A 26071-nucleotide genomic window follows, 5' to 3' on the forward strand; every position below is an offset into this window, starting at 1 on the left:
CCGCCGTGTTCAGCGCGTGATGCGCTTGGGCGAGGTGAATGCGGTCGGCGGCATAGGTTTCGCCGGGAGAACTTGTCCGCGTGGGTCCGACGTGGAGGTAACCGATCCGCGCGCAACCCAGGCTGCGAGATCCTCGACCGAATAGACAACGCGGCCGCCGAGCTTGTGATAGGCAGGTCCCGTTCCGTAGGTTCTGTGCTTTTCCAGCGTGCGCGCGGACAGGCTGAGGAAATCGGCGGCTTCCTTGGTGCGCAGGTAGCGTGGCGGCAAGGCGGCGAGATCAGGTCGCATGGGGTGGCCTCCGTGGTTGTGCAGGATGCCGCTGACGATCAGCGGCATGACATGCGCACGGTGGCGAAGGCGCGGCGGCATAGGGGATGAGGAAGATCGAAGGGGTAGAATCCTCACCCTCGATCAGACGTCAGTGTCAGGGTTTGCGACGATGGCGCAAAAGGTCCTGATAACCGCCGTCGATCACCGCGGCGGCAGATCGGACAAGGGCGATGACAGAGGCGCGCAAAGCCGATGTCTTCCACGGTTCGGCCCGAACGCGCGCCTCTCCGTAGATGGCGATGGCAATCTCACGATAAGTCGCGTGGTTGGCGTTTCCGTCGGCGGCTTGCATCATCAGGCGGAACCGCCGGCGCTGATACGGCGTCATCCTGGGGTCGCGGCGCGCGGGTTTCCCGGCCAGCATGTGCCAGAGCCTGAGAATGGCTTCGAGCCGATCCGGCAGATTTTGGTCAAGTGGCAGGATGATCGCCGGCTGCGAATTGGCATCGGTGTCGGCGAGGATCAGATATTGAACGCCGTCGCTGACGTCACAGACACCATATGTCCCCTCTGGTCCGCAGATGGCATCAGCAAAATCGACCGATAAGGCGGACGGAGAAGGCGGAAGAAAATCGGGCGCTGCCCCGAGCATCAGCATGTCCGGATTGGCAACAGGCGACCAGATGACCGGTTGGTCGAGCGCGGAAAAGCCGGGGTCTGCCGGGAAATCGCAACCCCCAGCGATTTTGGACGTCATCCGCAAGGGGAAGATGCCCGGCGCCTTGCGCTACAAGGTCATCGAAACAGGCCTGATAGGACGCGTTACGGCGCAGGCATTCCCAGGCGACACCCTCAACGGGCAGCGCATCGTAGAATTCATACTGGTCCTGGTCTCGCCAGCGGGATGTATCCGGCTTCATTGCTCCGCTCCTGGTTGAAACTGCACAGGTGGAGCGTGAAAGAATTGCGGCGCTTCTACCGGGATGGAAGCCGGGACAAAGACATGGGGTGATGCTCTGAGGGCATCACTGGTGTGACGGCGCCGAGGTCAGGTCCGATCTGTCCGACGGCGGAGCAGCTGGCGATAGCCGCTCTGTGTCATCCAGCGCGCGCGGGCAAGATGGCTGTCATGGACCTGCCGGGCGCGCACTGGTTCCAGGGCGGGGTCGATACCGAACAGAATGTTGACGGCTTCGGTCCATTCCGCACCATCGGCGTCAGCATCAAGCAGCCGCATGTAGAGTTTGACGTGCGCGCGATCATATTCGGTCAGCTCGTCGCCGACAGGCGCGATGTCGTCAAAGGGGACGACTGCGAATGTCATGTCGAGGGCCGCCGCAGGGCGCAGGCCGCCGCAGCGGATTGATGATGTCGCCGGCGCCGGTCAGGCGTCACGGATCTGTCGGTATCTCTTCTCGTCTTGGTCATGAACCAGCAATACTCCTTGCCCGCGATCCGTGGACAGGAGAACAATCCCTGCTGCTTCAAGCGCCCGGCGCACCTGATCCCGCGTTGTCTCATACACCTCGAGCCGGTTCTCGGACTCAAGGCGTTTCAGGGCAGTCAGCGATATTCGGGCCTTGTCAGCGAGCGTCTCCTGCGTCCAACCCAGCAACGCGCGTGCGGCCCGCGACTGTCGAGCGGTGATCATGCATGATCACCTCCCATCGCGACCGGCGCGCATTCCAGAACTACGGCTATTTTAGTCGTCTTCGCCCGATACGCCATACGAAATCGTCGAATCTGGCCAAGGCGTTATTTGCACGGCTGAGCACGCAGTCCGACTGATTCGCCTGTATGCCGCAATTGCAGCACTTGTGCTGGCGGTAGCGCCGACCATCGCAAGATGATCCCCAAACGCTCCATGGAAAATGATAATGATATGTTTGGAGATCATTTTTGTTGCATCCCACACCTGATATGATACCTATCCAGATCAATGCAGCAGAAATGATCCGTAAAGGCATCACATGAAGGCGGAAGAAGAAACACTGAGGCTGATCGGCGACCATTTTCGCCGCGCGCGTCTTGCAGCGGGGTTGACCCAGGAGCAGGTGGCCGATCTTGCGGGCATTTCGCGCCCGCGCTACCGCGACATCGAGACGGGGGCAGCAGCCGCGCGCACCACGACTTTGATCAACATTGCCAGGGCGCTTGGGCTGGAAATGATACTGGTCCCGCAGGCAATGGTGCCCGCCATCGAGACGCTTTTGCGCCCCGATGCCGAGGATGATCATCCGGCCTTCAGCCCGCAACCGGAGAGCGACGATGACAGCCGTCCGCACCGCTGAGACCATTACCGCGCTGGACGTGTTCCTGAACAGTGCGAAGGTTGGCACGATCGTCAGGACGCCGGGTGATTTCAACGCCTTCAGCCTTGATCCGGCCTATCGCGCAACCGGCGGCATTCCGGTTCTGAGCCTGTCGCTGCGCGCGGCATCAGGGGGCCTGCGCAAGGATCCGCGACCTGTCGCAGGCAGCCTGCCGCCCTTCTTTGCCAACCTGCTGCCCGAAGACCGGCTGCGCGAGGCGATGGAAAAACACCATGCGGGTAATGTGCGGCCGGGGAATGATTTCGATCTCCTGGCCACCCTTGGTGCGGATTTGCCGGGGGCTGTTCGGGTGCTGCCCAGTGACGGTCAACCCGGCATCGGGGCGGCGCCAACCCAAGGACGGCCCAAGGCCCGCTTCTCGCTGGCAGGCGTGCAGATGAAGCTCTCGGTGATGAAGAACACCGGCAAGGGCGGCGGGCTGACCTTGCCGCTCGGGGATGATGAGGGCCAATATATTGCGAAATTCCCCTCGACCGCCTTTCCGGGCGTGTCGGAGAACGAGTTCGCGAACCTCGCGCTTGCCGAAGCCATCGGCATGAATGTGCCCGAGCGGGAACTGGTCAGCCGAGACCAGTTCGAGGGCATTCCCGAAGAGTTTGAAACACTTGCCGAGGGGCTGGTCCTGCTCGTGCGGCGTTTTGATCGCGGGGCAGACGGGCAGCGCATCCATATCGAGGATTTCGCGCAGGTTTTCGGCCTGTACCCGGCGCGCAAATATGATGGCGCCGCCTCCCACGATATCGCCTCTGTGCTGAATGTTGCGATCTCGCCGTTCGCCGCGCTGGAGTTTGTCCGGCGGCTGACCTTCTCGGTGGTCATGGGCAATGGCGACATGCACCTCAAGAACTGGTCGCTGATCTATCCGGGCGACGGCGACACGCCCGTTCTTGCACCGATCTACGACATGCTTTCGACCGTGCCCTATATTCCGGCAGATGGGCTGGCGCTGTCTCTGGGCGGCGAGCGGGCCTTCAAGGGCTTGGCCCCGGCCCGCTGGAAGACGTTAGCCAGCCGGGCAAGGCTTCCTGAGCCCGCTGTCCTCAAGACCGTCGCCGAAACGGTGCGGCGGATCGATGCGCGATGGTGGACACTGCCGGAGCGCGAAGTGGTCCCCCCGGCCGTGCTGGAACGGATCGACGCCCATGTAAAAACCATGATCCCGATCCTGACCGGCTGAGCAGTTCCAGCCCGGACAGGTCACCGGGCCTGACGGCTTTCCCGCAGGCACGGGAAAGGCCCCGACCTTGCGGTCGGAGCCTTTGTTCCGCGCCTCAGTCGCCGCGGCGACCGTTGGGGCGGGACCAGATGAGGGAAAAGCTGTCGCCTTCTTCGTCATCGAAGAGGTTGGCGTAGATCGGAGCGTTGAAGCTCGGATCGTCCAGCTTGAGGCCCAGATAGTCGCGGCCCTCGTTGGAGCGCTTGGACCAGGCGGCGCCGATTTCGGCGCGGCCGACCAGAACGCGGTGGCTGGGGGCGTTCTCGCCGGTGGCGCGCAGGTCGGGGACGATGCGCACGCCCTTGGCCTGGACGCTGAGGGTGACGATTTCGCCGGTGAATTCGTTCGAGCCGGTCTTCTTGAAGGTGCCGATGGTTGCCATTTTAAGTCTCCGATTTCCGTTTCCGAGCCCGCACCATTGCGGCCTCTATGGCGATCGTCCGGCCGGAGACGAACGCTGGCGCACCCCAAAGGGGCTGGACAGCACAGGAGAAACTTTCTTGTTCCGCGCGGAATGTCGGCTTTGCCGGCAGGGGAAGAAAGTTGTGACGACGCTGTTGCGCTAGGGCGGTCGAAGCGCATCGCGCTGGTCTTCGGCCAGATCAGGCCATTGAAGAGGCCGTTTGGAGCGGTCGAGACACGGGGGCTGAACGGAGATGTGGCAACCTTGAGGCTCCATCAGGATGACCTGACCGGCAACACCGGCCTTTCCTGTCACCATGCGTCTCAGATCATGCGCATCTCTGCTTCCGGCCTGTTCCACCGGCATGCCACCACCCGCGGGTTCCCGTCAGTCTGCACGCGCTGGTGCCGACCGTCCTGCGCTCCTATGGGCCGCGTCTGTGCCCCAGGTTGATCCGGTGATTGGCCGCTGTCTGTCACCATTTTCCTGACGAAGACGGAAAACGATCAGCATCCGCGTCTGGTCGCCATCAACGGATCATTGCGATTCAGGTTCGTGCAAAGCCGCCGTCCGCGTGGTCGGTTGCCGCCATGCCCGTAACGCGCAGGAACGCCGTCACGCCCACCGCAACCGCTCCGATCACCGAGAAGATGAGTTGCCATATCTCCGAGGGCATCATGTGCTTGACAATACCGAGCGTGGCGTAAAATCCGGCCATTCCCGCCGGAGCGACGAAGGCCAGAGCAATCAGCAGACGCGCCCACATCGGGCGGATCAGCATGAGCAGGCCCTGACCAACAGCCAGCGTTAGACCGGCGGCGAGAAGACCAACGACGATGCCGCCGAGCCAACCAGCCCCAGTATCATAGGCCAAGGTGCCTGCATTCAGGCCAATAAAGAACGGCAAAGCGAATACGGCGAGATTGAACAGCAGCCAGCACATGGTGCCGATGGCTGCGATGGAAACGAGGATTCCGAGAACGATCATGGTGGTGTCTCCGTGCAAAAGGTTGGACGGTTGCGCCTTCCACCACCACCACGGCGCAGCCACAGAATAGCAGCATTCCTCTCACCGGGCGAGATGAGATAGTTTGTAAGGTCAAGCCTCTCTGTAAACTTGCCGCTTGAACAAGAAAGCTGATGCGTCTGGTAGACCAGTATCGGCTCTACCTCTACGGTGGTTATATTGTTGGGTGGTGGAAGGCTGCGGGTTAAAGTCTATGGCAGAAATCGATTGGTCAGATCGAGCATTTTACGACGATGGCGAATGGGTAAGCTGGTCAGACATCGATGAGCAGCTTCGTCACAAGGAGTGGGGAGCGAAGTATCCAAACGCCATCCGATCAATGATCCCATATTTTGAGGACCTGATCTCACTCGCTGAGAGCTACCATCTGGAGACTGGCCTGCATTTGTCCGTGTATGGCGACATCGGCGAATTGTTCGGGGCCATCACCTACGGCATCAAGTTGAACAAGACCTACGCGCAGGGTTCGGACGGCAGGCTCGAAAACGATCATGTCGAAATCAAAACCATCACACCTTTCAAGACCAAGGACGTAGTGATGGTGGATACATCGAGGCATTTCAACAAGTTGCTCGTGGTCAAAATAAATGCGGAGTTCCAGGTCTCCGGGCGAATGGTCAGCCGCAAGCAATTGCCAAAGCGCTCAGGCCGTTATCTCCGGATTCGCTGGGAGGACCTGGCGCTCTTGCAGTAGTGCGCAATGGCGTTATGCCGAACCGGCAGCGCTCACGCGCTGCCGGTTCCGAAGCGATAAACTGGGATGCCCATCTTGCGAGCCTTGTCGGCCAGGTTGTCCTGAATACCCGTGCCGGGGAAGATGATGACCCCGATCGGCATGATGCCGAGCATCTGGTCGTTGCGCTTGAACGGTGCTGCCTTGGCATGTTTTGCCCAGTCGGGTTTGAAGGCGACCTGTGCGACCTTGCGGTTATTGGCCCAGGTGGCCGCGATGCGTTCCGCGCCCTTGGGCGATCCGCCGTGCATCAGCACCATGTCCGGGTGCTTGGCGTGGACCTGATCGAGCTTGGCCCAGATCGTCCGGTGATCGGTGGTGTCGCCACCCGAGAAGGCGATCTTCGGTCCTGCGGGCAGCAGCACCTCGTTGTCGGCACGGCGCTTTGCGGCGATGAAGTCGCGGCTGTCGATCATGGCCGAGGTCATCTGGCGATGGTTGACCCGTGAGCCGGAGCGTTGCGACCAGGGCGTGCCGGTAGTGCGCAGATAGATGTCGGCGGCGGTTTCACGGAAGGTCTCCATGCCGTCGCGGCGTTCGATCAGGCTTTGGCCTGCACCGATCAGGGTTTCGAGCTGGACGGATTTAACCTCGCTGCCGTCCTGTTCGCGTTGAAGGCGTTTCTGCGCCTGCTCGTTATCGTCGAGTTTGTGCTCGATCCGCTCGACAGCGCGGTGGAAGGTGTTGACGGTGGACCAGAGGATTTCGTCGAGGTCGAAATCGAGGCTAGTGTCGGCCATGGTGGAAATCAGGGCGTCGAAGATGTCGGAGACTGCGCCCTGGATGACGTGATCTTCGGGTGTGATCCGGGGATCGGCCTCGTCTTCGGAGGGGCGGTAGCCGTAGAGTTCGAGTTCCTCGATGGCATGGCCGGTCGGGGACGTGCTGTGATCGGGTTCGAAATCGTCGTGCGCGTACATGGGATGCTTCCGTCAGTTGGACCGCGACCGTCGCGGCCTTCATGGCGACGAAAGCGCACGGGCGCTCCGGTCTGGCAGCGCGCGCCTCTGGCGAGTGCCTTGATGGCAAAGCCCGGCTGATTTGTTTCGCGCTGTAAAGGCGGCTCCGCCGCCGACGGAAATCAGTCGGGCGCCGCCATTGCCTGACCGGAGCGTTTGTGGGCCGATCGCCCTCTCGGAAGGCCAAGGCGCGGTCCTCTGCTGATGACAGGATGCAGCCTATGCGCATGACAGGATCGGAACGCCCCGATCACGGATCCGTACCGGCTATGCACTTGAAGCCATGAAACGGCTGACGTCCTCGGGAGCGATTTGCACCCGGATCTCTGCCCGAACGGCATCCAGCCCGTGAGTTGCGAGATCTTCGTTGAAGTCCCCCATCATGGGCGAGAGCGTGATAGCCTTGATCCCGGCCTCGTGCGCCCGGTTCACCAGGCTATCACGGGCGCTGTCACCTGCCGGATCGTTGTCGCGGACGATATAGAGCGTGCGCAGTTGCGGCGGAAACAGGATGGCAGCGAGATGTCCGGCCGAGAGCGCGGAAACCATCGGCATGGTGGGCAAAGCCTGACGCAGCGACAGGATGGTTTCGATACCTTCCCCCGCTGCCATGGCATCCTTCGCATCCCCGAAACGAACCGCATGTTCGAGCAGGTCGCCCATTGCCTTCCTTGGCGGATCGACAGGTGCCTTGCCGGAACCGTCCGGGGCCAGCCAGGTGCGGTGCGCGCCGGTGATCCTGCCATCGAAGTCGGTGACGGCGGCGATCATGGCGGGCCAGGCTTGCGTCGGGCCATCGTCCTCGGGTCGCCAGTAGCAGTTGGGATGGAAACGCAGATTTGCGGTTTGGCGTAAATCCGTCATCCCGCGTCCGCGCAAATACGCTTCTGCGATGCTGCCGATCAGCGGCTGTGTCATGCGCCAGAGGCGGCGTGCGGCCTCGGATGATCCCGATGGTGCAGGCGTTCGGGACGGACGGGATGACGGCTGCGGTTCAGGATGCGGCAGGCTGAGGAAGCGCCGGGCTTCTTCGGCAACATCTGCGAAGTCGATCAGGCCGAGCGAGTCCCGGATCACATCGAGCAAATCGCCATATTCACCCGTGGCCGAGTCTTGCCATTTACCGGCGATGCCTTTCACGCTGTCGTGCAGCCGGACGAACATGGAGCGGCCAGCCGTGTTTCGGACATCGCCAACCTGCCAGTAATTGCCCTGTTTGCGACCATTCGACAGATAGTGGCGGCACACCGCCTCGGCCTGTCGGCCGAGACGCTGCGCCAGTTCGGAAGCGTTGAGACGCGCCATTATGCGGCCTCCCGCTCACCGATCCGCTCAACCGGGAAGCGGTCAAGCAGCTTGCCGGTGATCTCCGGTCCCGTTGCATCGACGGGCACGAAGAAGCGCAGTTTCCAGGAGATGATCTCGCTGAAGAGGCCATAGGCCCGCAGCCGGTCACGCATCGCGTCAGTAAAGCCGGTCAGTTCGATCCGGTTGGCGCCCATGACGCGGACGCGGCGCAGTTGCAGCCCATCGGCGAGATCAAGGATCGTGCGACGTTCGATCAGCGCGGCATAGGCGGCATCCGGTGTCAGGCTGTTGGTGACGCCACTGGTCGAAGCATTGGCGGCCCAGGCCGGCGATACCCGGCGACCGATGATGCGTTCGCCCTCGTCGGTCTGGAGCCGATAGACACGGGAAGACTCCTGCGGCAGGCGTTTCCAGATCGGCAGAAGCAGCCCTGTCACCATATGCAGGGTACTGTCGGTGAACTCCGGCACCTCGGCCAGTTCTGTCTTCCAGGCTGCGTTGAAGGCGGAACGGTCGGCCTCGATCCAGTGGGTGTCACCCATCGCCCGCACAGGAATGTTCATCGCCTCCATCGGCCGGATCAGCCGCAAGCGCCGTTCGATCTCGCCATCATCCAGCATGATGCTGGTGGTCGGGATCTGCACGGCGGCGCGACCGGATCGCTCGTTGATGAGCAATCTTGCGCGGGGATCATCCAGTTCCGCCAGCGCGGCATCGAGCGAAACCGGTTGATTGCGCCTGCGCTCGGTGAGCGTCAGGAGCCGGGTTTCCGCCCCTGTGCCCGGATGGGTGTGGATCACCTGCCGGTCGGTGACGATGAAGCTCTCCGCCTTCAGCGTTTCCAACCCCATGTCATAGGTCCCGGATGCAATTGCCCCGTCGATCCGCGCCTGCAGAAGCTGCTCGAAGGCCGAGAACAGGATGCCCTGCAACTCGATGGTCAGCGCCAGCAGGCGGTTGAGGAAGGTGGTGATCGGCGGCAGGTCGTCCTTGATGCCGGTCGAATCCATCAGCTTCAGGCCGGTGGCGGCTTCAAACCGCTCCAACGAGCAGCCCTCGACCTTGCCGCGCACGATCAGCAGATAGAGCTGGCGCAGCGCATCGCGGGCATAGGCGGATTCCAGATTATCCTCGGGACGGAACAGCCCCTGACCGCCGGTCTGGCGCTGGCCGCGTGTGATCGCGCCCAGCGTGTCGAGGCGGCGGGCGATGGTCGAAAGGAAGCGCTTCTCGGCTTTGACATCCGTGGCGATGGGTCTGAACAGCGGCGGCTGCGCCTGATTGGTGCGATTGGTGCGGCCCAGCCCCTGAATGGCGGCATCGGCCTTCCAGCCAGGTTCCAGCAGGTAATGCAAGCGCAGCCGCTGGTTTTTCGCAGAGAGTTCGGCGTGATAGCTGCGCCCCGTGCCACCGGCATCAGAGAAGACCAGAACGCGCTTCTGGTCATCCATGAAGGCCGAGGTCTCGGCAAGGTTGGCAGAAGGCGCACGGTTCTCGACCGCAAGACGTGCCGATACCCCGTCACCCTTGCGCACGATCCGGCGTGAGCGGCCTGTGACCTCGGCCACCATATCCGTGCCGAAGCGCTGCACGATCTGGTCGAGCGCTCCGGGGACAGGCGGAAGCGAACCCAGCTGCTCCAGCATCTCGTCGCGCCGCGCCACGGCTTCGCGGCATTCCACCGGCTGACCATCGCGGAAGACGGGGCGTGACGACAGGTTGCCCTCGCCATCGGTGAAGGGTTCATAGAGCTGCACCGGGAAGGAATGCTGCAAATACGAGCCGACATACTCCCTCGGCGTGACATCGACGGAAATATCGTTCCATTCCTCGGTCGGGATCTCGGACAGCCGCCGTTCCATCAGGGCTTCGCCAGTCGAGACGATCTGGATGACGGCGGCATGGCCCGCTTCCAGATCGGCCTCAATGGACCGGATCAGGGTCGGGGTTTTCATGGAGGTCAGCAGATGGCCGAAGAAGCGCTGCTTCGTGCTTTCAAAGGCCGAACGGGCAGCAGACTTCGCCTGCCGGTTCAGCGTCCCCTCGCTGCCGGTGATGTTGGCGGCTTCCATCGCCGCGTCCAAATTCCCATGAATGACGGCGAAGGCGGCAGCATATGAGTCGTAGATGTGCCGCTGTTCGTCCGTGAGCTGATGCTCGATCAGTTCATATTCGACGCCATCATAGGAGAGTGAGCGGGCGGTATAGAGGCCGAGAGATCGCAGGTCGCGGGCCAGCACTTCCATGGCCGCAACGCCGCCAGCTTCGATCGCCTCGACGAACTCGGCACGCGTCTGGAACGGAAAATCCTCACTACCCCAGAGGCCGAGGCGCTGCGCATAGGCGAGATTGTGGACGGTGGTGGCGCCGGTTGCCGAGACATAAACCACGCGGGCGTCGGGCAGCGCATGTTGGAGCCGCAGGCCCGCACGTCCCTGCTGCGAAGCGGCGACATCGCCGCGTTCTCCTTTTCCGCCACCGGCATTCTGCATGGAATGGCTCTCGTCGAATATAATGGCTCCATCGAAATCGGAGCCCAACCATTCGACGATCTGCTTGACGCGGGAAACCTTCTCGCCCCGGTCGTCGGAGCGTAGCGTGGCATAGGTGGTAAAAAGGATGCCTTCCGACAGCGTGATCGGCTTGCCCTGCGGGAAGCGTGACAGAGGCGTGACAAGCAGCCGTTCCATGCCAAGCGCCGACCAGTCGCGCTGCGCGTCCTCGATCAGCTTGTCGGATTTGGAGATCCAGATCGCCTTGCGCCGACCGCGCAGCCAGTTGTCGAGAATGATGGCGGCGGACTGGCGGCCTTTGCCAGCGCCGGTTCCGTCACCGAGCATGAAGCCCCGGCGAAAGCGGATCGATCCGGCAGCATGCTCGGGTTCAGCGCTCACATTGTCGAAATGCTCGTCCACGGTCCATGCACCCGCGAGATGATCGGCATGGGCTTCACCAGCATAGATCACCGTTTCAAGCTGGGCGTCCGACAGACGCGCGCAGATGTCAGCGGGCAGCGTGGGCCGGTAGGAAGGCTTCGGCGGTGCGACCGAGGCCATGGCGGCGGATTGCACCAGCTTGGTCGGATGCGGCTGCGCGCCAGCAATGCGCAGCGATTGCAGCGCATACTCCTCATAGATCGCGTCGGACAGGCGAGTGCCTTCCGGTGGCGACCAGTCCACGGTTGCATAGGCAAGTTCGACGCCCTCGAGATCGTTGTCCGGAGCAGCGGCAGGCCGCGGTGCTGCCGAGCGGGCCAGATAGCCTCGCACGGTTTTCGGCGCGGCGGTCGAAGCAGGCACCACGATCTTCGGCAATAATACCGGCAAACGCTGCGGGACATGCGCCTCGATCCATTCGATCAGCGTAGCAACATCCGGCGCGATCCCTGGAGAGGCCGGGAAACTGGCCGGATCGTCGGCGGGCAGTTTGTCGATAACGGTCAGCCGCGTGTCGATCGTGGTGCCGTGCTTTGCATAGACCGCGCCGTCGACGGCAGCGCTGAACACCACACGGCCACGCGCCTGCAAGCGGATGAAGGCGTCCCGCCATGCCGGAGCTTCGGGGCCAAAGCCTGCGCCGGTGATCGTCACCAGCCGACCGCCCGGTGCAAGACGGGCCAGCACCGAGGCAACATGGCGGTAGGCCGCATCGGCGACACGCCCACTGACATTGGCCATGACCGAGAATGGCGGGTTCATCAGCACCACGGACGGGACGGCATCCGGGGCCAGATGATCGTCGATCTGGGCGGCGTCGAACCGGTTGACGGCAAAGGCCGGAAAGAGCTCGGCAAGCAGTTCAGCGCGGGTCTCGGCCAGTTCGTTGAGGATCAGCGAGCCGCCGATGGTCTGCGCCAGGATCGCCAGAAGGCCGGTGCCAGCGGACGGTTCCAGCACCCTGTCATCAGGTGTGATCGCGGCGGCTGTCAGAGCGGCAAGGCCGAGGGGGATCGGCGTCGAAAATTGCTGGAAGTTCTGGCTTCCCTCGGAACGCCGGGTCTGCGTGGGCAATAGTCCCGCGATCTTTGCCAGCACGGAAACCCGTGTAGCCGGAGACGCGGCTTTACGGAAAAGCGCCTTTCCGTATTTGCGCAGGAAGAGAACGGTAGCGACTTCGCAGGCCTCATAGGCCAGCTTCCAGTCCCAGGCGCCTGTGGCATCGGACGCGCCGAAGGCCGTTTCCATAGCACCGCGCAATGTCACGGCATCGATGCGCTGGCCGCGTTCGAGATGGGGGAGCAGAAGACTGGCCGCAGCCAGGATCGCGGGCGCAACCGCCAGCGGCGTGACCGGATCGGCCACGGGAAACACCATGTTCATGTCGGAAACCTCAGGAGAGCAGAAATGGAAGAGCCCGGACAGCGCGCTCTCTTGACCGCCCGGACTCAACCCGTTCCGGCCCGCCTCTGACTCTCAAAGCGCAGCATGCAAAAAGCGCCCCGACCGGATGGCGGGGCGCTTGTCGTCATCAGCCGAAGCGGCGACCGACTTCGGTGAAAGTGTATTCGTTGGCGGCGATGGTTTCATCGACCGCCTCGTCCGAAGACAGATGATCATATTCGCGCTCAAGCTGGCGGTAGAGCCAGCGGGCCAGATCGCGCAGCGCCTCGATGATCGTCTCCTCGGCATCGCCGGTCATGTCCTGGTATGTCGGACTATCGCGCTCGACCGAGATCGACATGCAGTATTCGTAGTAATAATGGCCGCGATGGCTGGCATCGGCGCGAAGCTGATAGAAGTTGCGGCGCTGGACCGCCTGAAGGGCATCGGCGATACGATGCAATTCGGTGTCCTGCGGTGCGTGCTCCCGGATAAGGCGCGGAGCATGTTTCCGGTAGGAATACCACGATTCAAAGCACGCACCGTCACCTTGCGACTAGAAGCCCCGGAACCAGATGCAGGGTTCCTGCCGGGTGCCGCCGCCCATCAATCGGACGGTGCGGGTCTTGAGGTTCAACCCGAGGATTTCCGCGATGCGCTGGAAATCCTCATAGACGGCATCGTACCAGTCATAGTCGAAGCCGCCCTCACGATACCAGGCACGGGCCTTGTCCTTTGCCGCATCAGACAATTCGTTGAGGCGATAGACGGTGGTTTCGATGACCTCAGGCATAGGGGTCTCTCCCTTCCAGAACCGAGGAAAGCCAGCCATCGGTATAGATCCAGTCCACTGTCTCGCCGGTGGCGAGATCAAGGACATGCGCCCCACCACCAAATCCGTCGATGCGCGGTTTCGAGCAGCTATTTGCGTACTGGAAACCCCACAATCCACTCAGGCCAAATGCGGCAGCGCAGCGTTTGACGAATTGGATGACATGCTCAGGGTCACCCGTGACATCATCGCGCATCCAGAGTTGCGTACCGCCATGCTCTGGCTGGATGGAGAGCAGGAAGCCATCCGAGGGCGGATCTTCGGCGGCATTGTCATCCGCCAGAGCGTTGTAGAGATTGAGCGCGCGGGCAGCGTTTTCGGGGGTGCCTACGTCGAGGAGGCAGGAAAAGTGCGTGTAATAGTCGGCCATGACGGTCTCCGAACATGACATGGCCCGGCGTATGGCCGAGCCGAATGTGATGGAAATGGTGAAGCTCAGGCGGCCTCCGGCAGGCGGAGCAGATCGGCCGAGGTTTCGCGCCAGAAGGGATCGACCAACCGGGCCTCCAGCGCAGCGGCGCGGTAACGCAGCCGTCTCGCATCACCGGGGTCCGAGGCCCTGAATGCCATACCGCGCAGGCGGCTGGCCTCGGTCACGATCCTGCGTGCCTCGGCCTCGGATGCGACTGGCTGTTGCCAGAGGATAATGCCGGCGCGGATTTCACCGGCGAGGACCAGGCGCTGATCTCGGTCCTGAATGAGCATGATGCGCGGCTGAAAATACGGGAAGCTGTCCGGCCCCGTGCAAATATCACCGCGCGCCACGCGCAAGGCTGCGGCCTGGATGGCCTCTTCCGGTGACGGGCATTCCCCAAGCGGGATCATGCGGTCGAAGCTGTTCGCCGCGTCACTGGCGTCATAGTTGGCGACGCCCAGGCACGAGATGCGCAGCGGCAGCTTTTGCGCTCGATAAAGCGCGGGCAGAACATCGGCAGCCAGAATCTGACCGATGGAACGGAAGGTTTCGGAACGGACAAAGGTCATCGGGATCACTCCATGACGGGCGCCGGTGAGCCTCTCTCTCCGACCCTCAACCCGTCACGGCCGAACGGCCCGCACTCTTCCTCTCTGACCGGGGCAGCCCGGTTCCGCCGTCGACGATGGGCAACCATCGCGACGCGCTGAAGGCCCGGTCGCGAGCTTGTCGCGGCCAGGCCGTCGGGGATGAGGCGCGGTCGCGCCTTACCCCCAAGGATCCAGCTCCAGCTTTACCATGTCGTCGTCGCCGTCGAACTCCGCGGCGGGGCAAGCGGCATGGGTGCCGTCTCCGGCCTGGAACACAACGATCGAAACCATCAGCGTGGTGGCGAGGCTGGCGGCGAAGGCGGTGGCATCTGCATAGGACATGGGTTCCGGCTCCTGTCTTTGGAGGCGGGGGACCATCCCCCGCGCGACAGGCGCCCGAAGTGTCTGACCGGATCTGCAATCACCCGAGGGCGTTCGGACTTTTTCCGAATCCCCGAGGGCGGCACGCAAAGCGTCAAGCCGACCCCTTTGGGGTTGAATGTCAAAGAGACGGATCGGACCAAGGTTTGCGAATGGAAGCGGGGGTGGTTTTTCGCATCTGACAGGATGCCGGATACCCGTCGCAGATGCTCTGCCGCGTCAGCCTTGCCACCATGCTGGCATCAGGATCGTGTTCCCTTCAGGCCAGAGATGGCTGCCGCTTGTCCTGATCGGGATGGCGAATTGCATGGTGAAGTCGGATTGGGCCCGTCCGGTGCAGACATCCCATCCTCACGACCAGAGACCCTGCGATCGTGTCTTCAGCTCCAAAGCCCATCGGCAATTTCGCGGGCAATCATCGCGCGGGCCTTCATCATCAGATCGCCGCCGGATGTATCGATATGACCATAGAAGCGCGCACGGCCTCCATGGGCAGTCCATTCGGCATAGCGGCAATATTCACGCGCATCGAGGCGAAAGACGCGCATGTCTTCGGCCCAATGGGGTTTGGGTTCCACAACGACGGTGATGCCGTCGCGGCTTTCCTCCCAGGGCAGTGTACGCTCCAGAGGACAGTTTTCCCGATCCTGAGCAAATATTTCATCAACGTCGATGCTGGTAGACATGGAAAGTCTCCAAAGAAAAAGCCCGATCACGAGGATCGGGCGCGTTGCGGAAACGGAGGGTGCAAACGGGGCAGCCGAAGCCGCCCCGCATGAGTGCTATTCAGCAGCGACCATATGCTGTTCTTCCTCGTCGTCAGCCGGATCGTCCTCGCCATCGCCGGAGAGGAAATCGGGCAGATTGTCGGCTTCCGCCGCAGTGCCCGATGCCGGGTCGACTTCGATACCCTCGTCCGCCATGCGCAGCGGCTCAGGCAGCCAGCCGGTTTCCGCCAGCAGGCGTTCGGCTTCCTTGGCCATGTCGCCCTTCTTGAGATGTCCGATCAACTCGGCGGCCCGGTCTCCGGCCCCTTCACGTACAGCTTCAAGGATACGCGGCTTGGTCACGCGGCCGAGATAATTGCCGACCGTCGGCCGCCAGCCCACGGCCACCATGTCGAGGCCGGTCGAACGGGCCAGCCGGTCAGCCTGCGACAGGCGGATGTCCAGCCCGTGCTGGCTGACGCCCGTGCCGCTGTAAGGGTTCGGCTTCTCATAGAGCGCATTGACACCGAAGCTGACGCAATGGGCGAGTAACTCCATGCGCGACCCATCGTCCAGATCGGTCAGCCAATCCCAGAGGGCGGCGTCGTCTGCCGGGACATGATCGCCCCAGCGTTCGTGGCGGTCAGCGATAGCCTTGGCCGACGCGCTGTCGCGCAGATCCTCGGCCTGTGCGGGCAGATGAACCTCCCGGACCTGGGCTTCGAGGCATCCCTTGCTGGAATGCGGCATGAAGCAATCCATGACCAGCCGGTGGAGCAGTGCCGTCACGGCGACATGCGGGTTCACTGCCACGGCATCCCGCAGCGCCAGGGTCCGATGCGCGGTCAGTTCGCCAACCAGACGATCGGGCAGCGGCTTGATGGTGTCGGCCTCGTCTTCCTCCTCAGATTCGACTGCCTGGCCGCCCAGCGTAATGATAGCGCGCTGATGGTTGACTGCCGGTTCTGCCCGCTGGATCACCTCGCCGGTTTCCGGGTCAACGATCTCAGTCTCCGGTTCCGCAGGCGTTTCATCCTCGACGCGAACAAACCCACGTTCGACCAGTAGGGCGCCATCGGCGTCGATGCTGATGAAGACACCCGCCATGCCGATCTGTTCCTGCTCGAAGGTCATCGGACGACGCTCGAAGGTTTCCAGCGCCTGTTCGATCTCGCCGAGGCGCGCGTCGATCTCGTCCGGCAGTTCGTCAGCCTCGCCATATTCGGCTTCAAGCCGGTCATATTCGTCGCGCAATGCCTCGCGGGTGGCGCGCTCGTCTTCGCTCAGATCGACCGTGGCGCCGACAATCTGGCGAAGACCATGATCGTGACCATAGGGAAAAGTGATGGCGACATCGATCCACTTCCAGCCTTCGGCGGCGATAGCTTCGGCCTCCACTTTCAGCTTTTCGCCCACCAGCCGGTCGAGCAGCACCGGATCTTGCAACCAGCCACCATCGTCCTGCTGAAAGAGATCGCGCAGCACGCAGCCACCAGCCTCCTCATAGGCAGCAATACCGACAAAAGCCGCCCGCTTGTCGCTGGCGCGAACCGTAGTTTCGGTCAGCAGGCGGCGGATGTAATAGGGTTCCTTCTGCCAGCCATCCTTGATCGCATCCCAGACCTGTTCCTGACGGGCGTGGTCATTCGACACGGTGAACGCCATCAGCTGTTCCAGCGTCATGCCGTCCTCGGCATAGACGTCGAGCAACACGGGCGAGACGGTGACCAGACGGAGACGCTGCTTCACTACCTTCGCATCCACAAAGAAAGCGGCGGCGATGGCTTCCTCGGTCATGCCCTTTTCACGCATGGCCTGGAAGGCGCGGAACTGATCGAGCGGATGCAGCGGTGCGCGCTCGATGTTCTCGGCGAGCGAGACCTCATCGATCAGCACATCGGCGCTGGCCTCCGACACGACGCACGGGACCGGTGCGATCTTGGCGAGGCGCTTCTGCTTGACCAGCAGTTCCAGCGCCCGGAAGCGCCGGCCGCCGGCGGGCACCTCGAACATGCCGGTTTCCTTGCCCTCGGCATCCACGACCGGGCGGACATGCAGGGACTGGATCAGGCCGCGACGGGCGATAGACTCGGCCAGCTCCTCAACCGAGATCCCGGCCTTGACGCGCCGGACGTTGGACTGGCTGAGCACCAGCTTGTTGAAAGGAATGTCGCGCGAGGACGACAGGGTGATCTTCTGAACGGCAGTGGCCATGTCAGTTACTCCATGACGGACGCCGGTGAGCCTCTCTCTCCGGCTATCAGCCCGTCACGAAGCGAAGCGCCGCCCTCTTCCTCTGAAGAGAGCGACGCAAGCCGCAGAACCTGAAACCCGGAAATCAGGCACTCCGGTTTTCCGTATCGGCGGATGTACGGGAAAAGCTCGCGCCGACGCGGTAGAGCAGACGTTCGGCGGCGCGGATGCTTCCGGTCTCGCGAGCCGCCTCGGCCCAGACCGAGATCGGGAAATCGCCGGTGAACAGCAGATCGCGCTCGATGCCCATGCCGAAGGGCAGCCGGACTGACTGCATCTCGCCAAGGCTCCACGAACCCAGTTCGGGATGGCCGAGATCCGCCAGGCCGAACATGATGTCGCCATCCTCATCCAGTTCGGTGGCGAGTCAGGCGCCCTCGCCGAGGGGGTTGAAGAACTTCACGACCGGGATGTGATCCTGATCGCGCTGGCGACCATTCACCAGCAGGCGGTCTCGCTGTGCGCCGGTCAGGAGGATCATGCCGCAGCCCTCCGCTCAGTTAAGCTCGCATCCGGCTCTCCGGTGTCCTCGGCAGGCAGATACGACAGCAGCCAGTCCGCCGCCTTGCTGGCCTGCGAGGCCGCGCGGACAATGGCGCGGGAATCCTCGCGCATGACCTCCAGCCACGATCCGATGTAATCGGCATGGCGGACGGTCGGCACGATCCCGAGCGCGGCGCAACTGAAAGCTGCGGTCTGTTCGGCAATCATCTCCTCGAAGGCGTATTTCTTCGAGCCGAACGAGCCGGTCAGATCGCGGTTGAGACGGCTATGATGGCCGCTGGCGTGACCCAGCTCGTGCAGGGCTGTGCGGTGCCAGTTGATCGGCTCGAAATAGGCTTGCGGAGGCGGCACCTGCACATAGTCGAGGGACGGCATATAGAAGGCGCGATTGCCACCGATACGAAAGTCGATGCCGGTGGCCCGGATCAGCGCCTCGACCCGAGGCTCGATCAGGCCCGGCGGCGGTGGCGGCGCGACTGCCGTGATGTCATCGGGCAGGCCATCGCATTGTGCGGCATTGAAGACCGTGAACCGCTTCAGGAACGGTATGGCATGCGCATCCTCACCCGTCTCACGGGCACGGCGTTTTTCGTCCTCGGGGGTGAAACTGTCGGCATAAACGACGGTCGTGCCGCGTTCGCCCTTCCTGACATTGCCGCCAAGCGAAAGCGCCTGGCGGAACGTCAACCACGCCTGACCGGGGAAACCATGCTGGATGACAGCGCCCCAGAGGATGAGAATATTGATGCCGGAATAGGACCGGCCGGTTGAAGCATTTCTCGGCAGGCCCAGCGGGGCGGTATCAGGCGACGCACCCCAGGGCTGGACCCATGGCAACCGCCCTTGCTCCAGCTCGGCGATGATCTTGTTGGTGATGTCGTCGTAAAGGTTGCTGCGCGCGCCACCTTCCGCGAGGTTACGACCCTGTCTGGCCATCGGGATGATCTCCGCGACGGGCGCCGGAAGCCTCTCCTCCAGCCCTCAACCCGTCACGGAAAATCCGTCCGTACTCTCACTCTGAAGGGGGCGTTGCGGGGATCTCCCCGCAGAAGGGGTAGGCAGAGACCAAGGCTCGGCCGCAGGGGAAGGCGTTCCCCTATCCGGACTTCCTTGAAAACTGTCAGAAACTCGCGTATATTTCCAACAGGAGAAAGACGATGACACGGCTGACCGAACAGATTCTGGCACATGCGACGGGACTTCCCGAAGGGATGCCCGTGTCCGCCAAGGGCTTGCTCCACCTCGGAAACCGGGCGGCCGTGGATCAGGCATTGTCGCGTCTGTCCGAGCGCGGGCAGCTCATCCGCGCCGGTCGTGGCGTCTATCTGCGTCCCATCGCCAGTCGGTTTGGCACGCGCGCACCTTCGGTCGAGCAGGCTGTCGAGGCCCTCGCGACCCAAAAAGGGGAGATCATCGTCTCGAACGGAGCCGCCGCGGCGAACGCGCTTGGCTTGACGACGCAGGTGCCCGTCCGCTCGGTCTATCTGACCTCCGGACGCAGCCGAAAGATGCACCTCGGCAAGCAGGTCGTCGAATTGCGGCACGCGCCGCGCTGGCAACTGGCCCTGGCCAACCGCCCCGCAGGGGAGGCCGTGCGGGCGCTGGCTTGGCTCGGCCCCGAAAGGGCGGAGGCCGCGCTCACGACATTGAAACGGAAGATGCCGCCCGGCGTGTTCGGCGAACTGGTCGCCGCCGCGCCGCAGTTTCCGACATGGCTCGCACAGAGCGTCGGAAAGGCGGCCTATGGCTGACGTTTTCCTCCAGCTTTCGGCCGAGGATCGGCGTGATGCACTGGGCGTCGCTGCCGACCGTTCGGGTCGCCCCACCCATCTTCTCGAAAAGGATGTGTGGGTGGTGTGGGCGCTGGCGACCCTCTACGCGGCACCGCTCGGCGAGCATCTGGTGTTCAAGGGCGGCACGTCGCTGTCGAAAGCCTATCAGGTCATTCGCCGGTTTTCGGAGGACGTGGATCTGACCTACGACATTCGGGCGATTGCGCCCGATCTGGTTGGGGACAATGGCGAGGGTCTGCCGAAGACACGAAGCGAGGAAAAGCGCTGGTCCAGCGAGGTCCGTCGGCGGTTACCGGCATGGGTCGCGGAAACCGTGCAGCCTGTGATCGAGACCGCACTGGCCGTCGAAGGTCTGGCGGCGGCCGTCCGCATCGAGGATGAGAAGCTCTTCATCGACTATGAGGCGACCGCAGCCGGGTCCGGCTATGTGGCTCCAAGCGGACGGCTTGCAGACTGTGAACGCGCAAAAGATGATGTCCCTCCGGGGCTCGTCGGCGCTCGAAATAGGCAACAGAAGATGACCCCGTACCCACAGAAGGCGTCCCCAGTTCGCAATCGGCGACAGTTGACGTCCCTGGTTTCTGAAGTGGCGTCCAGGTGGACCGACGAGCCGCTCCCGCCTCGACCCTTGAGCGCCGTCCGCGGCTCAATCTCAGTTCCACCTCGAGGCCCGCTAGTATCCTTCGAGTCGTCGATCGAGCGCGACTTCCTGATGTTCTGTAGGACGAGCCATCGCGTCACCGCCGTTTATGCCCAACGCCTGGTGATTGATTTCCAGGATGTGAAACGCGGAGCGGCTCGTCGGTACACACCTGATTTCGTTGTGGAGGTCGACGCCGCCGCTGGGCTCTCATGGCGAAGGGCGGTCGTTGAGGTGAAGACCCAGCGCGATCTTTGGCGCTCCCGCAGGATGATGCGCGCGCCCTATGCCGCCGCGCGAACGTGGGCCGCGGGGCAAGAAGGAACGATCTTCCGAGTGGTGACCGACCGGATGATGAGCGGTGAGTGGTTGGCCAGCACCCGGTTGTTGTCAGGCCACCTCGACAAGCCTTTCGATGTGCAATTCGAGCAGGATTGCGTCGCCTTCCTGCAACAACGTGACAGCTATCGCATCAGCGAGATTCTCGCGCTGGCGCAACAACGAGGTCTTAATCCTCAAGCTCTACTGCCCGCGCTCTACCGTATGGTCGCGCGAGGCCAACTCTCCCTCGACCGCGGTCAGCCGATTGGACCTCAGACGTGGGTTACCGTTGTTGGATCGCAGAAGCGACTATGAGGCGAAGCGCGCACTACCCGGGCCAGGGGCGCCGCTCGACATTTCGACGATGGATGAGGCGCAGGTCGCCGAAGCCGAGCGCCGGCGCGACATCATCGCGCGCCTGGAAGCCGCAGGTCGGTTCGACAGCGCGACCGTGGAGGCCGCGGCCGCCGAGTTCGGCGCCAGCAAGCGGCAATTCAATCGCTACCGCAAAAGCCTCCGAGATACCGGCGCGCTGAGCCTGATGAAGAACGGCCGCTTCGTCGGTCGGGCCAAACTAGTGGCGATGATCGAACCGGTGCTGCAGCTGCGAGGCCACCACTACATGTCGAACCGGCTCGAAGCGGGCCTGCAGTTCAAGAAGGTGAAGCGCGGCAAACTCCAGAACGAAACGATGATCGGTTGCATGAACCCGGCCGAGCGCGAGCTTGAAGCGCGGACCTACGACCACAAATGGGATCCGGTTCGGGTCTACTGCGACGAGTTCACTGAGAAGAACGGGCCGGTGCTGATCGGCGACCAGCCGACCTTGCAGGTCTATGCCCGCATGTTCTGGCGTAACCAGTTCATGTACACCGACGACTACATCCGCAACCACCCGGCCCGCGTCAACTTCGTGGTCACCTTGCAGTCCAAGGACCCAGAGGCCGACGTCTACAACGAGTTCCGGCGGATCATGGCCGAGAACGTCGAGACCGCCGTGGTCGAACAGGAAATCGATCTTGAGATCGACGGCGAGGACGAGGCTTAAGGTGCTCAACGTCTTCGTCGCCTATGACCTGATGCATCCTGGCCAGAACTATGGGGCGGTGGAGGCCGCCGTGTCGGGGCTCGGGTCTGCGGTGAAGCTCCTCAACACCACCTGGTACGTCCGCACCGGCCTGTCGCTTGATCAAGTCCGCGCCCACGTCAGCGCGGCCATGGACCTGAATGATCGGCTGCTGGTGATCGACGCCGCCAACGCGTCCGGATGGAATGTAAACCAGGCCACCTGGCAAACGGTCCACGCGCTCTGGAATCAGCCATGAGTTGGCCGAGCGTCCTGGCAATGGGGATCTGTCTCGCCATCGTGGTGTGCGGCTGTTGGCTGATGGATCGCGCGGGAATCGTTAGGGCAGGTGCATCCAGCGGGGCGAGCACCGACGATGGCGTCGTTGCCGTCGGCGTGGTTAGGCGAGCCGGTCGGCATAGGCGAGCTTGAGCAGTTCCGCGGACATGTGCACCGCGTGCGCGTTGATTTCGGCGAGGTGCGACGCAGGTTCGCATTCGGCGATGTTCAGCGCCTCGAGCAAGATCATCCCTTGGCTCGGCAAGCCGGTCTGGTGGATTCTCCATCCCCGATAGGTCGTCTCAATAGTCGGCTCGAAGTCAGTCCGGTGGAGGTGCAGATCCTCGCAGCGCAGGGCGCCCCCGGCGGCCCCCACCGCTCGATTGATGTGGTCCGCGACGGGCCCCACATAGAATCCCGCGACGCCTCGCTCGGCGATGCGGGTCAGGGTCCGGGCCAGGTCGCTCTGTCTCAGGATGGTCCCCATGCCGGGAACGGTCCCGTCCTTCAGAAAGACCGCTGCGGCTTCCGAGTGGCGTCGAAGGAGCGGCTCACTCACCGCGATGGACCAGGCCCCCAGGCGCGTCAGAGGAAATCCGCGGTCAGCAAGGCCGATCGCGGGCGCCATGACCTGGTGCAGGGACAATCGTCCGAAGCGCTGATGCATCTCGACCAAGGCGTGGACCATGCCGGGCACGCCAATAGACAAGGCGCCTCGATAGGGCATTTTAACCTCGCCGGTGGATGTCGGGCGGCCGGCGGCGATCATCTGATCAAGCGTGCAGCCAAGCGGCGACGCCCCTGCTCCGAGCACTGCGAGAGGCGCCTGCGTCTGGCCTGGAAGGTGGAGGATCGCAAAGAGATCGCCACCCAGGCCGCACATCTCGGGCATCACGACGCTCGCGGCGAACCCAGCGGCGACCGCTGCGTCGATGGCGTTCCCGCCGTTGCGCAGCATGTCGACGCCGGCGCTGGCGGCGAGAGGATGAGCCGCAGCCACCATTCCGTCCCGACTGAACGTCGGGCTCTCGCGACGCCGCCCCAGTGCGGCGCCGGTCGGGATACAGGAAAGCCGATCAATGCAGGTTCCTCCCCCTATGGCTGTGCGGCAAAGCCTAGGATTGTCTTGCCGACGTTTACCCGTCCCCGCCGAAGAACGTTCGATACCAGTCGTTTTGGTGATGATCCCTCAGGTCCGGCCGGGGCGATCGGGCAGGATCCAGTTTGCGTAGGATGAGGTCGAAGCTCTTGAAGTCGCGCTGGCTGATAACAGCGATGCCGTTGCGGATGAGCAGCGCCGCGCACACGCCTGCGCCGACCTGGTGCGGAGCCCCTGCTTTCCGAGCACCCCGATAGATAACCTGCGATCCGCAGGCAGCGCTAATGTCCTGCAGCAGCGCAAGTCGAGCCTGGTGCGCCTGGGCGATGCGCAACATCTGACGGGCCGCTTCCACCATGGCGTCAGTCCAGTCTTGTCCGGCCTCTGAAAGAACCCGGGCGCGGCCGTCGAGCACGTCGTATCCATCACCGCCATGAATGTCCGGGCAGTCCCTCGGCGTTCCGAATGCGAAGTGCTCAGGACAGAATGTCACCGCATCGACCTCAGGCCTCGCTAAGAACCTGACGATGGGCGGATATTCACCATAGGGTTTACCTTCCACGCCCACAGGCAAGCCGGTGAGACAGCCGCTCACCAACACCTTCAACGGGCGTTCGGAGGTGAAGTCCGGCCACCCATTGATCACCGTTTCGTCTGGAAGATGGGCCGGACTACCGTCGGCGCGGAAGCGGCCTTCTCTGCGGACGCGGTCAATCTGCTCCTTCAAGGCGCGCCAACTTGAGAACCCATGCTCCCGAGCAAGCTGCAACTGCGCATCGAAGAGGCGTGCTTCCGGAGACGCCGCCCGCAGGTCGGTCAACCGGCGTTTAGCGCGCTTCCGCAGCAATTCGAGACTCGGACGTGGGGGAAGAGGGGTGTAGCTCACGATGCACCTTCTTTCTCTTAGCGCTCGGCGTCCGCGTTTCACGAGCAAGAAAGAAGATGGAGAATGTGTAGCAGACCGGGTTGAACCCTTCACGCGGACCGTGGGCCTCATCTGCTTGAGCCCCTGCAAATCTGATAGTTTGCGGTGGACCGGTCAAGGACAACTTAGCGATGATTGGGGCGTCAGCTTCGCAACCGGCGAAAAGCAGACCCCTGGATCGTCACAGGCGGGTGGCGAGCTGACGTTGACGTTTTTTCATTATCGCGCTCCAGTTCAGCATGGATGCAGCGACTGAATTCCAGGTTCGACCGGTTCAACCCGAGGACCTCGAAACCATCTGCCGTCACCGCCACGAGATGTTCAAAGTCTCTGGCCGCACCGACGAAGCGGTCACCCCGATGACTGATAATTTTAGACCGTGGTTAGAACCCCGTCTGGCCGATGGTCGGTACTTCGGCTGGCTGATCCTCGCGGACGCTGAAGTAATCGCCGGCGTGGGGATGATGGTGCTCGACTGGCCGCCCCACCCATCGCATCCGGACCAGGGCGCGCGCGGCTACGTCCTGAACATGTACGTCGAACCAACCTATCGGCGGCGCGGTTTGGGCAAGCGGTTGATGGACCTTTGCCGTCTGGAAGCAGAGCGCAGAGGTCTCACCTACACGGTCCTACATGCCACCCAACAGGGACGGGGGCTCTACGAACAACTCGGTTGGAGGCCGACAACCGAGATGTCGCTTACGCTTGATGCTCAGGATGGCGCCAACTGACTGGAGGGTTGAGCTTTCGCCGCAGAGCTGACCTTTCGACCGTCCGCCATGGGTCGCGAACGGTAACGAGGCCGACGCCCGGAAGCAGACATCGGCCAAGGGAGCCGCATCCGGGCGGGTTGCTCGGCGAGCTAGGTTGGATTGCGCAGAAAATTGCGATCAATCTCCTTGGCAATTGAGGCGACATCCAGCGGCCCAAGTGTCTCGACGACAACGACGCGCCCGATGCCAATCGGGCGCTCAAACTGCGCCACATAGTCCATTGTCAGTTCTGAGATCGTGTGGGCCCGATGCCGCTCTCCTGCCGCGGCGCGATCTCGGAAGCGCTGTGCAATCGTTTCTCGGTCGCATCGGCAATGCACCTCGATGACATTGGCGTCCATCGCGAGTATTCGCCCCCGTTCATAGGCGCTGTCGGGCCGGAAATTTGCTTCCAGCATCACATCTGGACATCGCCCAGCGAGCGTCCACATGACCTCCATCGCCGCGCCCCCGATCTGGCGTGAGAAGCCCTCGTCGCCGGGTGTTCCGTTCAATTTGTCGAACAGCGTCTCCTTGATGTCGTCTTTCGCAATCAACGGAACCGCGAGGGCCTTGGCGAGCGGGCGAGCCAGGGTCGTCTTTCCGACGCCAGGGCAGCCCGAAACTAGGATGAGGTTCCTTGGCAAAGATCACGCTCCCGACGGGCAGTCCGATAATGAAGCTTGAAAGTCGCCCGCACAGCACAATTCGAGGGCTAAGTTGCGATTTGATGGAGGACACGGTGGAGGTTCTAACACTTGCCCGGCCGTGGGCGACCGCCCATGCCGCGCGGGTCAGAGTTGTCACCCAACCGACACCCGAACGTCGGCGGCGTCCGCGTGGGGTGGTGAACGGTCGTTGGTCTGGGCACCTGAAGCAGACGTCAGCCACCTTTCCGGCGAGCAGACCTCGTCATTGTCTCAGAAGGGTGGCGAGCAGGCTA

General features: G+C 62.8%; 27 protein-coding genes and 4 pseudogenes. 9 read left to right on the forward strand and 22 right to left on the reverse strand.

Going from position 1 to position 26071, the window contains the following annotated elements; all coding sequences use genetic code 11:
- Nucleotides 1-9: 9 nt before the first annotated feature.
- From CEV33_RS11865 to CEV33_RS11885, 5 genes and pseudogenes are all read right to left on the reverse strand, one after another.
- Nucleotides 10-291 carry a helix-turn-helix transcriptional regulator gene (locus CEV33_RS11865; protein WP_035746363.1) on the reverse strand — a complete coding sequence of 94 codons (282 nt, stop codon included), beginning with the start codon at nucleotides 289-291 and terminating at the stop codon, nucleotides 10-12.
- A gap of 136 nt (nucleotides 292-427) precedes the next feature.
- Nucleotides 428-1030, reverse strand: coding sequence for a DUF2285 domain-containing protein (locus CEV33_RS11870; RefSeq protein ID WP_208620191.1), 603 nt, complete (start codon nucleotides 1028-1030; stop codon nucleotides 428-430).
- 25 nt (nucleotides 1031-1055) lie between these two features.
- Nucleotides 1056-1193, reverse strand: a pseudogene (locus CEV33_RS24800) (transcriptional regulator domain-containing protein); the annotation flags it as partial.
- Nucleotides 1194-1321: 128 nt separating this feature from the next.
- Nucleotides 1322-1597, reverse strand: a complete 276-nt coding sequence (locus tag CEV33_RS11880) for a DNA -binding domain-containing protein (RefSeq protein WP_094540688.1) — start codon at nucleotides 1595-1597, stop codon at nucleotides 1322-1324.
- Between the two features lie 60 nt (nucleotides 1598-1657).
- Nucleotides 1658-1924 carry a helix-turn-helix domain-containing protein gene (locus CEV33_RS11885; RefSeq protein ID WP_035746341.1) on the reverse strand — a complete coding sequence of 89 codons (267 nt, stop codon included), beginning with the start codon at nucleotides 1922-1924 and terminating at the stop codon, nucleotides 1658-1660.
- A gap of 319 nt (nucleotides 1925-2243) precedes the next feature.
- On the opposite strand from CEV33_RS11885, the gene CEV33_RS11890 reads away from it, so the two are divergent.
- Both CEV33_RS11890 and CEV33_RS11895 read left to right on the forward strand, forming a co-directional pair.
- Entirely contained in the window at nucleotides 2244-2564 is a 321-nt protein-coding gene (locus CEV33_RS11890) for a helix-turn-helix domain-containing protein (protein ID WP_094540689.1), read from the forward strand.
- Nucleotides 2542-3783, forward strand: a complete 1242-nt coding sequence (locus CEV33_RS11895; protein WP_094540690.1) for a type II toxin-antitoxin system HipA family toxin — start codon at nucleotides 2542-2544, stop codon at nucleotides 3781-3783. Before CEV33_RS11890 ends, CEV33_RS11895 begins: the two co-directional genes overlap by 23 nt.
- 94 nt (nucleotides 3784-3877) lie before the next feature.
- On the opposite strand, the gene CEV33_RS11900 is transcribed toward CEV33_RS11895, so the two are convergent.
- The 3 genes from CEV33_RS11900 to CEV33_RS11915 all read right to left on the reverse strand — a co-directional run bounded on the left by CEV33_RS11900 (nucleotide 3878) and on the right by CEV33_RS11915 (nucleotide 5213).
- Nucleotides 3878-4204, reverse strand: coding sequence for a DUF736 domain-containing protein (locus tag CEV33_RS11900; protein WP_094540691.1), 327 nt, complete (start codon nucleotides 4202-4204; stop codon nucleotides 3878-3880).
- 180 nt (nucleotides 4205-4384) lie between these two features.
- The gene (locus CEV33_RS11910; RefSeq protein ID WP_094540692.1) at nucleotides 4385-4591 is read right to left on the reverse strand and encodes a hypothetical protein; all 207 of its coding nucleotides are present in this window, start codon (nucleotides 4589-4591) and stop codon (nucleotides 4385-4387) included.
- Between the two features lie 181 nt (nucleotides 4592-4772).
- Nucleotides 4773-5213: a hypothetical protein gene (locus CEV33_RS11915; protein WP_094540693.1), complete on the reverse strand. Its 441-nt coding sequence runs from the start codon at nucleotides 5211-5213 to the stop codon at nucleotides 4773-4775.
- A gap of 232 nt (nucleotides 5214-5445) precedes the next feature.
- On the opposite strand from CEV33_RS11915, the gene CEV33_RS11920 reads away from it, so the two are divergent.
- Complete coding sequence (locus CEV33_RS11920) at nucleotides 5446-5946, forward strand: hypothetical protein (RefSeq protein ID WP_015740143.1); 501 nt, start codon at nucleotides 5446-5448, stop codon at nucleotides 5944-5946.
- A gap of 32 nt (nucleotides 5947-5978) precedes the next feature.
- Here CEV33_RS11920 and CEV33_RS11925 read toward each other — a convergent pair whose 3' ends face one another.
- The 11 genes and pseudogenes from CEV33_RS11925 to CEV33_RS11975 all read right to left on the reverse strand — a co-directional run bounded on the left by CEV33_RS11925 (nucleotide 5979) and on the right by CEV33_RS11975 (nucleotide 19189).
- Nucleotides 5979-6905, reverse strand: a complete 927-nt coding sequence (locus CEV33_RS11925; RefSeq protein WP_094540694.1) for a DUF2493 domain-containing protein — start codon at nucleotides 6903-6905, stop codon at nucleotides 5979-5981.
- Between the two features lie 306 nt (nucleotides 6906-7211).
- Nucleotides 7212-8249 carry a DUF7146 domain-containing protein gene (locus CEV33_RS11930; RefSeq protein ID WP_094540695.1) on the reverse strand — a complete coding sequence of 346 codons (1038 nt, stop codon included), beginning with the start codon at nucleotides 8247-8249 and terminating at the stop codon, nucleotides 7212-7214.
- Nucleotides 8249-12571: a strawberry notch-like NTP hydrolase domain-containing protein gene (locus tag CEV33_RS11935; protein ID WP_094540696.1), complete on the reverse strand. Its 4323-nt coding sequence runs from the start codon at nucleotides 12569-12571 to the stop codon at nucleotides 8249-8251. The genes CEV33_RS11930 and CEV33_RS11935 overlap by 1 nt, the downstream gene beginning before the upstream one ends.
- A 148-nt stretch (nucleotides 12572-12719) precedes the next feature.
- Nucleotides 12720-13364 (reverse strand): annotated as a pseudogene (locus tag CEV33_RS11940) (antitoxin of toxin-antitoxin stability system).
- Complete coding sequence (locus CEV33_RS11945) at nucleotides 13357-13773, reverse strand: hypothetical protein (RefSeq protein WP_094540697.1); 417 nt, start codon at nucleotides 13771-13773, stop codon at nucleotides 13357-13359. The pseudogene CEV33_RS11940 and the gene CEV33_RS11945 overlap by 8 nt, the downstream one beginning before the upstream one ends.
- Nucleotides 13774-13838: 65 nt before the next feature.
- The gene (locus CEV33_RS11950; protein WP_167388152.1) at nucleotides 13839-14387 is read right to left on the reverse strand and encodes a hypothetical protein; all 549 of its coding nucleotides are present in this window, start codon (nucleotides 14385-14387) and stop codon (nucleotides 13839-13841) included.
- A 198-nt stretch (nucleotides 14388-14585) separates the two neighbouring features.
- The gene (locus tag CEV33_RS11955; protein WP_167388153.1) at nucleotides 14586-14750 is read right to left on the reverse strand and encodes a hypothetical protein; all 165 of its coding nucleotides are present in this window, start codon (nucleotides 14748-14750) and stop codon (nucleotides 14586-14588) included.
- A gap of 419 nt (nucleotides 14751-15169) precedes the next feature.
- A complete protein-coding gene (locus CEV33_RS11960; RefSeq protein ID WP_094540700.1) occupies nucleotides 15170-15475 on the reverse strand; it encodes a hypothetical protein in 306 nt (101 codons plus the stop codon).
- A 96-nt stretch (nucleotides 15476-15571) separates the two neighbouring features.
- Nucleotides 15572-17710 (reverse strand): ParB/RepB/Spo0J family partition protein, encoded by a 2139-nt coding sequence (locus CEV33_RS11965; protein ID WP_094540701.1) that lies wholly within the window; start codon nucleotides 17708-17710, stop codon nucleotides 15572-15574.
- Nucleotides 17711-17834: 124 nt separating this feature from the next.
- Nucleotides 17835-18230, reverse strand: a pseudogene (locus CEV33_RS11970) (DUF2958 domain-containing protein).
- The gene (locus CEV33_RS11975; RefSeq protein WP_094540702.1) at nucleotides 18227-19189 is read right to left on the reverse strand and encodes an ArdC family protein; all 963 of its coding nucleotides are present in this window, start codon (nucleotides 19187-19189) and stop codon (nucleotides 18227-18229) included. The pseudogene CEV33_RS11970 and the gene CEV33_RS11975 overlap by 4 nt, the downstream one beginning before the upstream one ends.
- 221 nt (nucleotides 19190-19410) lie before the next feature.
- Here CEV33_RS11975 and CEV33_RS11980 point away from each other — a divergent pair, with 221 nt between their 5' ends.
- From CEV33_RS11980 to CEV33_RS12000, 5 genes and pseudogenes are all read left to right on the forward strand, one after another.
- The gene (locus CEV33_RS11980) at nucleotides 19411-20004 is read left to right on the forward strand and encodes a DUF6088 family protein (RefSeq protein WP_024898646.1); all 594 of its coding nucleotides are present in this window, start codon (nucleotides 19411-19413) and stop codon (nucleotides 20002-20004) included.
- Nucleotides 19997-20485: pseudogene (locus tag CEV33_RS11985) on the forward strand (nucleotidyl transferase AbiEii/AbiGii toxin family protein); the annotation flags it as partial. The gene CEV33_RS11980 and the pseudogene CEV33_RS11985, both read left to right, overlap by 8 nt.
- A gap of 273 nt (nucleotides 20486-20758) precedes the next feature.
- Nucleotides 20759-21322, forward strand: coding sequence for a TnsA endonuclease N-terminal domain-containing protein (locus CEV33_RS24695; RefSeq protein WP_328588561.1), 564 nt, complete (start codon nucleotides 20759-20761; stop codon nucleotides 21320-21322).
- Nucleotides 21300-22055, forward strand: coding sequence for a hypothetical protein (locus CEV33_RS24250; RefSeq protein ID WP_208620192.1), 756 nt, complete (start codon nucleotides 21300-21302; stop codon nucleotides 22053-22055). The genes CEV33_RS24695 and CEV33_RS24250 overlap by 23 nt, the downstream gene beginning before the upstream one ends.
- A gap of 1 nt (nucleotide 22056) precedes the next feature.
- Nucleotides 22057-22332: a hypothetical protein gene (locus CEV33_RS12000; RefSeq protein ID WP_094540703.1), complete on the forward strand. Its 276-nt coding sequence runs from the start codon at nucleotides 22057-22059 to the stop codon at nucleotides 22330-22332.
- A 141-nt stretch (nucleotides 22333-22473) separates the two neighbouring features.
- On the opposite strand, the gene CEV33_RS12005 is transcribed toward CEV33_RS12000, so the two are convergent.
- Entirely contained in the window at nucleotides 22474-23310 is an 837-nt protein-coding gene (locus tag CEV33_RS12005; RefSeq protein WP_167388154.1) for a gamma-glutamyltransferase, read from the reverse strand.
- A gap of 178 nt (nucleotides 23311-23488) precedes the next feature.
- Nucleotides 23489-24337: a DUF523 domain-containing protein gene (locus CEV33_RS12010; protein WP_198345407.1), complete on the reverse strand. Its 849-nt coding sequence runs from the start codon at nucleotides 24335-24337 to the stop codon at nucleotides 23489-23491.
- A gap of 278 nt (nucleotides 24338-24615) precedes the next feature.
- Here CEV33_RS12010 and CEV33_RS12015 point away from each other — a divergent pair, with 278 nt between their 5' ends.
- Entirely contained in the window at nucleotides 24616-25107 is a 492-nt protein-coding gene (locus CEV33_RS12015) for a GNAT family N-acetyltransferase (RefSeq protein WP_034002759.1), read from the forward strand.
- A gap of 131 nt (nucleotides 25108-25238) precedes the next feature.
- Here the strand turns inward: CEV33_RS12015 and CEV33_RS12020 are convergent, their stop codons facing one another.
- Nucleotides 25239-25775, reverse strand: coding sequence for an AAA family ATPase (locus CEV33_RS12020; protein ID WP_034002762.1), 537 nt, complete (start codon nucleotides 25773-25775; stop codon nucleotides 25239-25241).
- Nucleotides 25776-26071: the final 296 nt, after the last annotated feature.

This window comes from Brucella grignonensis (assembly GCF_002252505.1).
GTDB lineage: Bacteria > Pseudomonadota > Alphaproteobacteria > Rhizobiales > Rhizobiaceae > Brucella > Brucella grignonensis.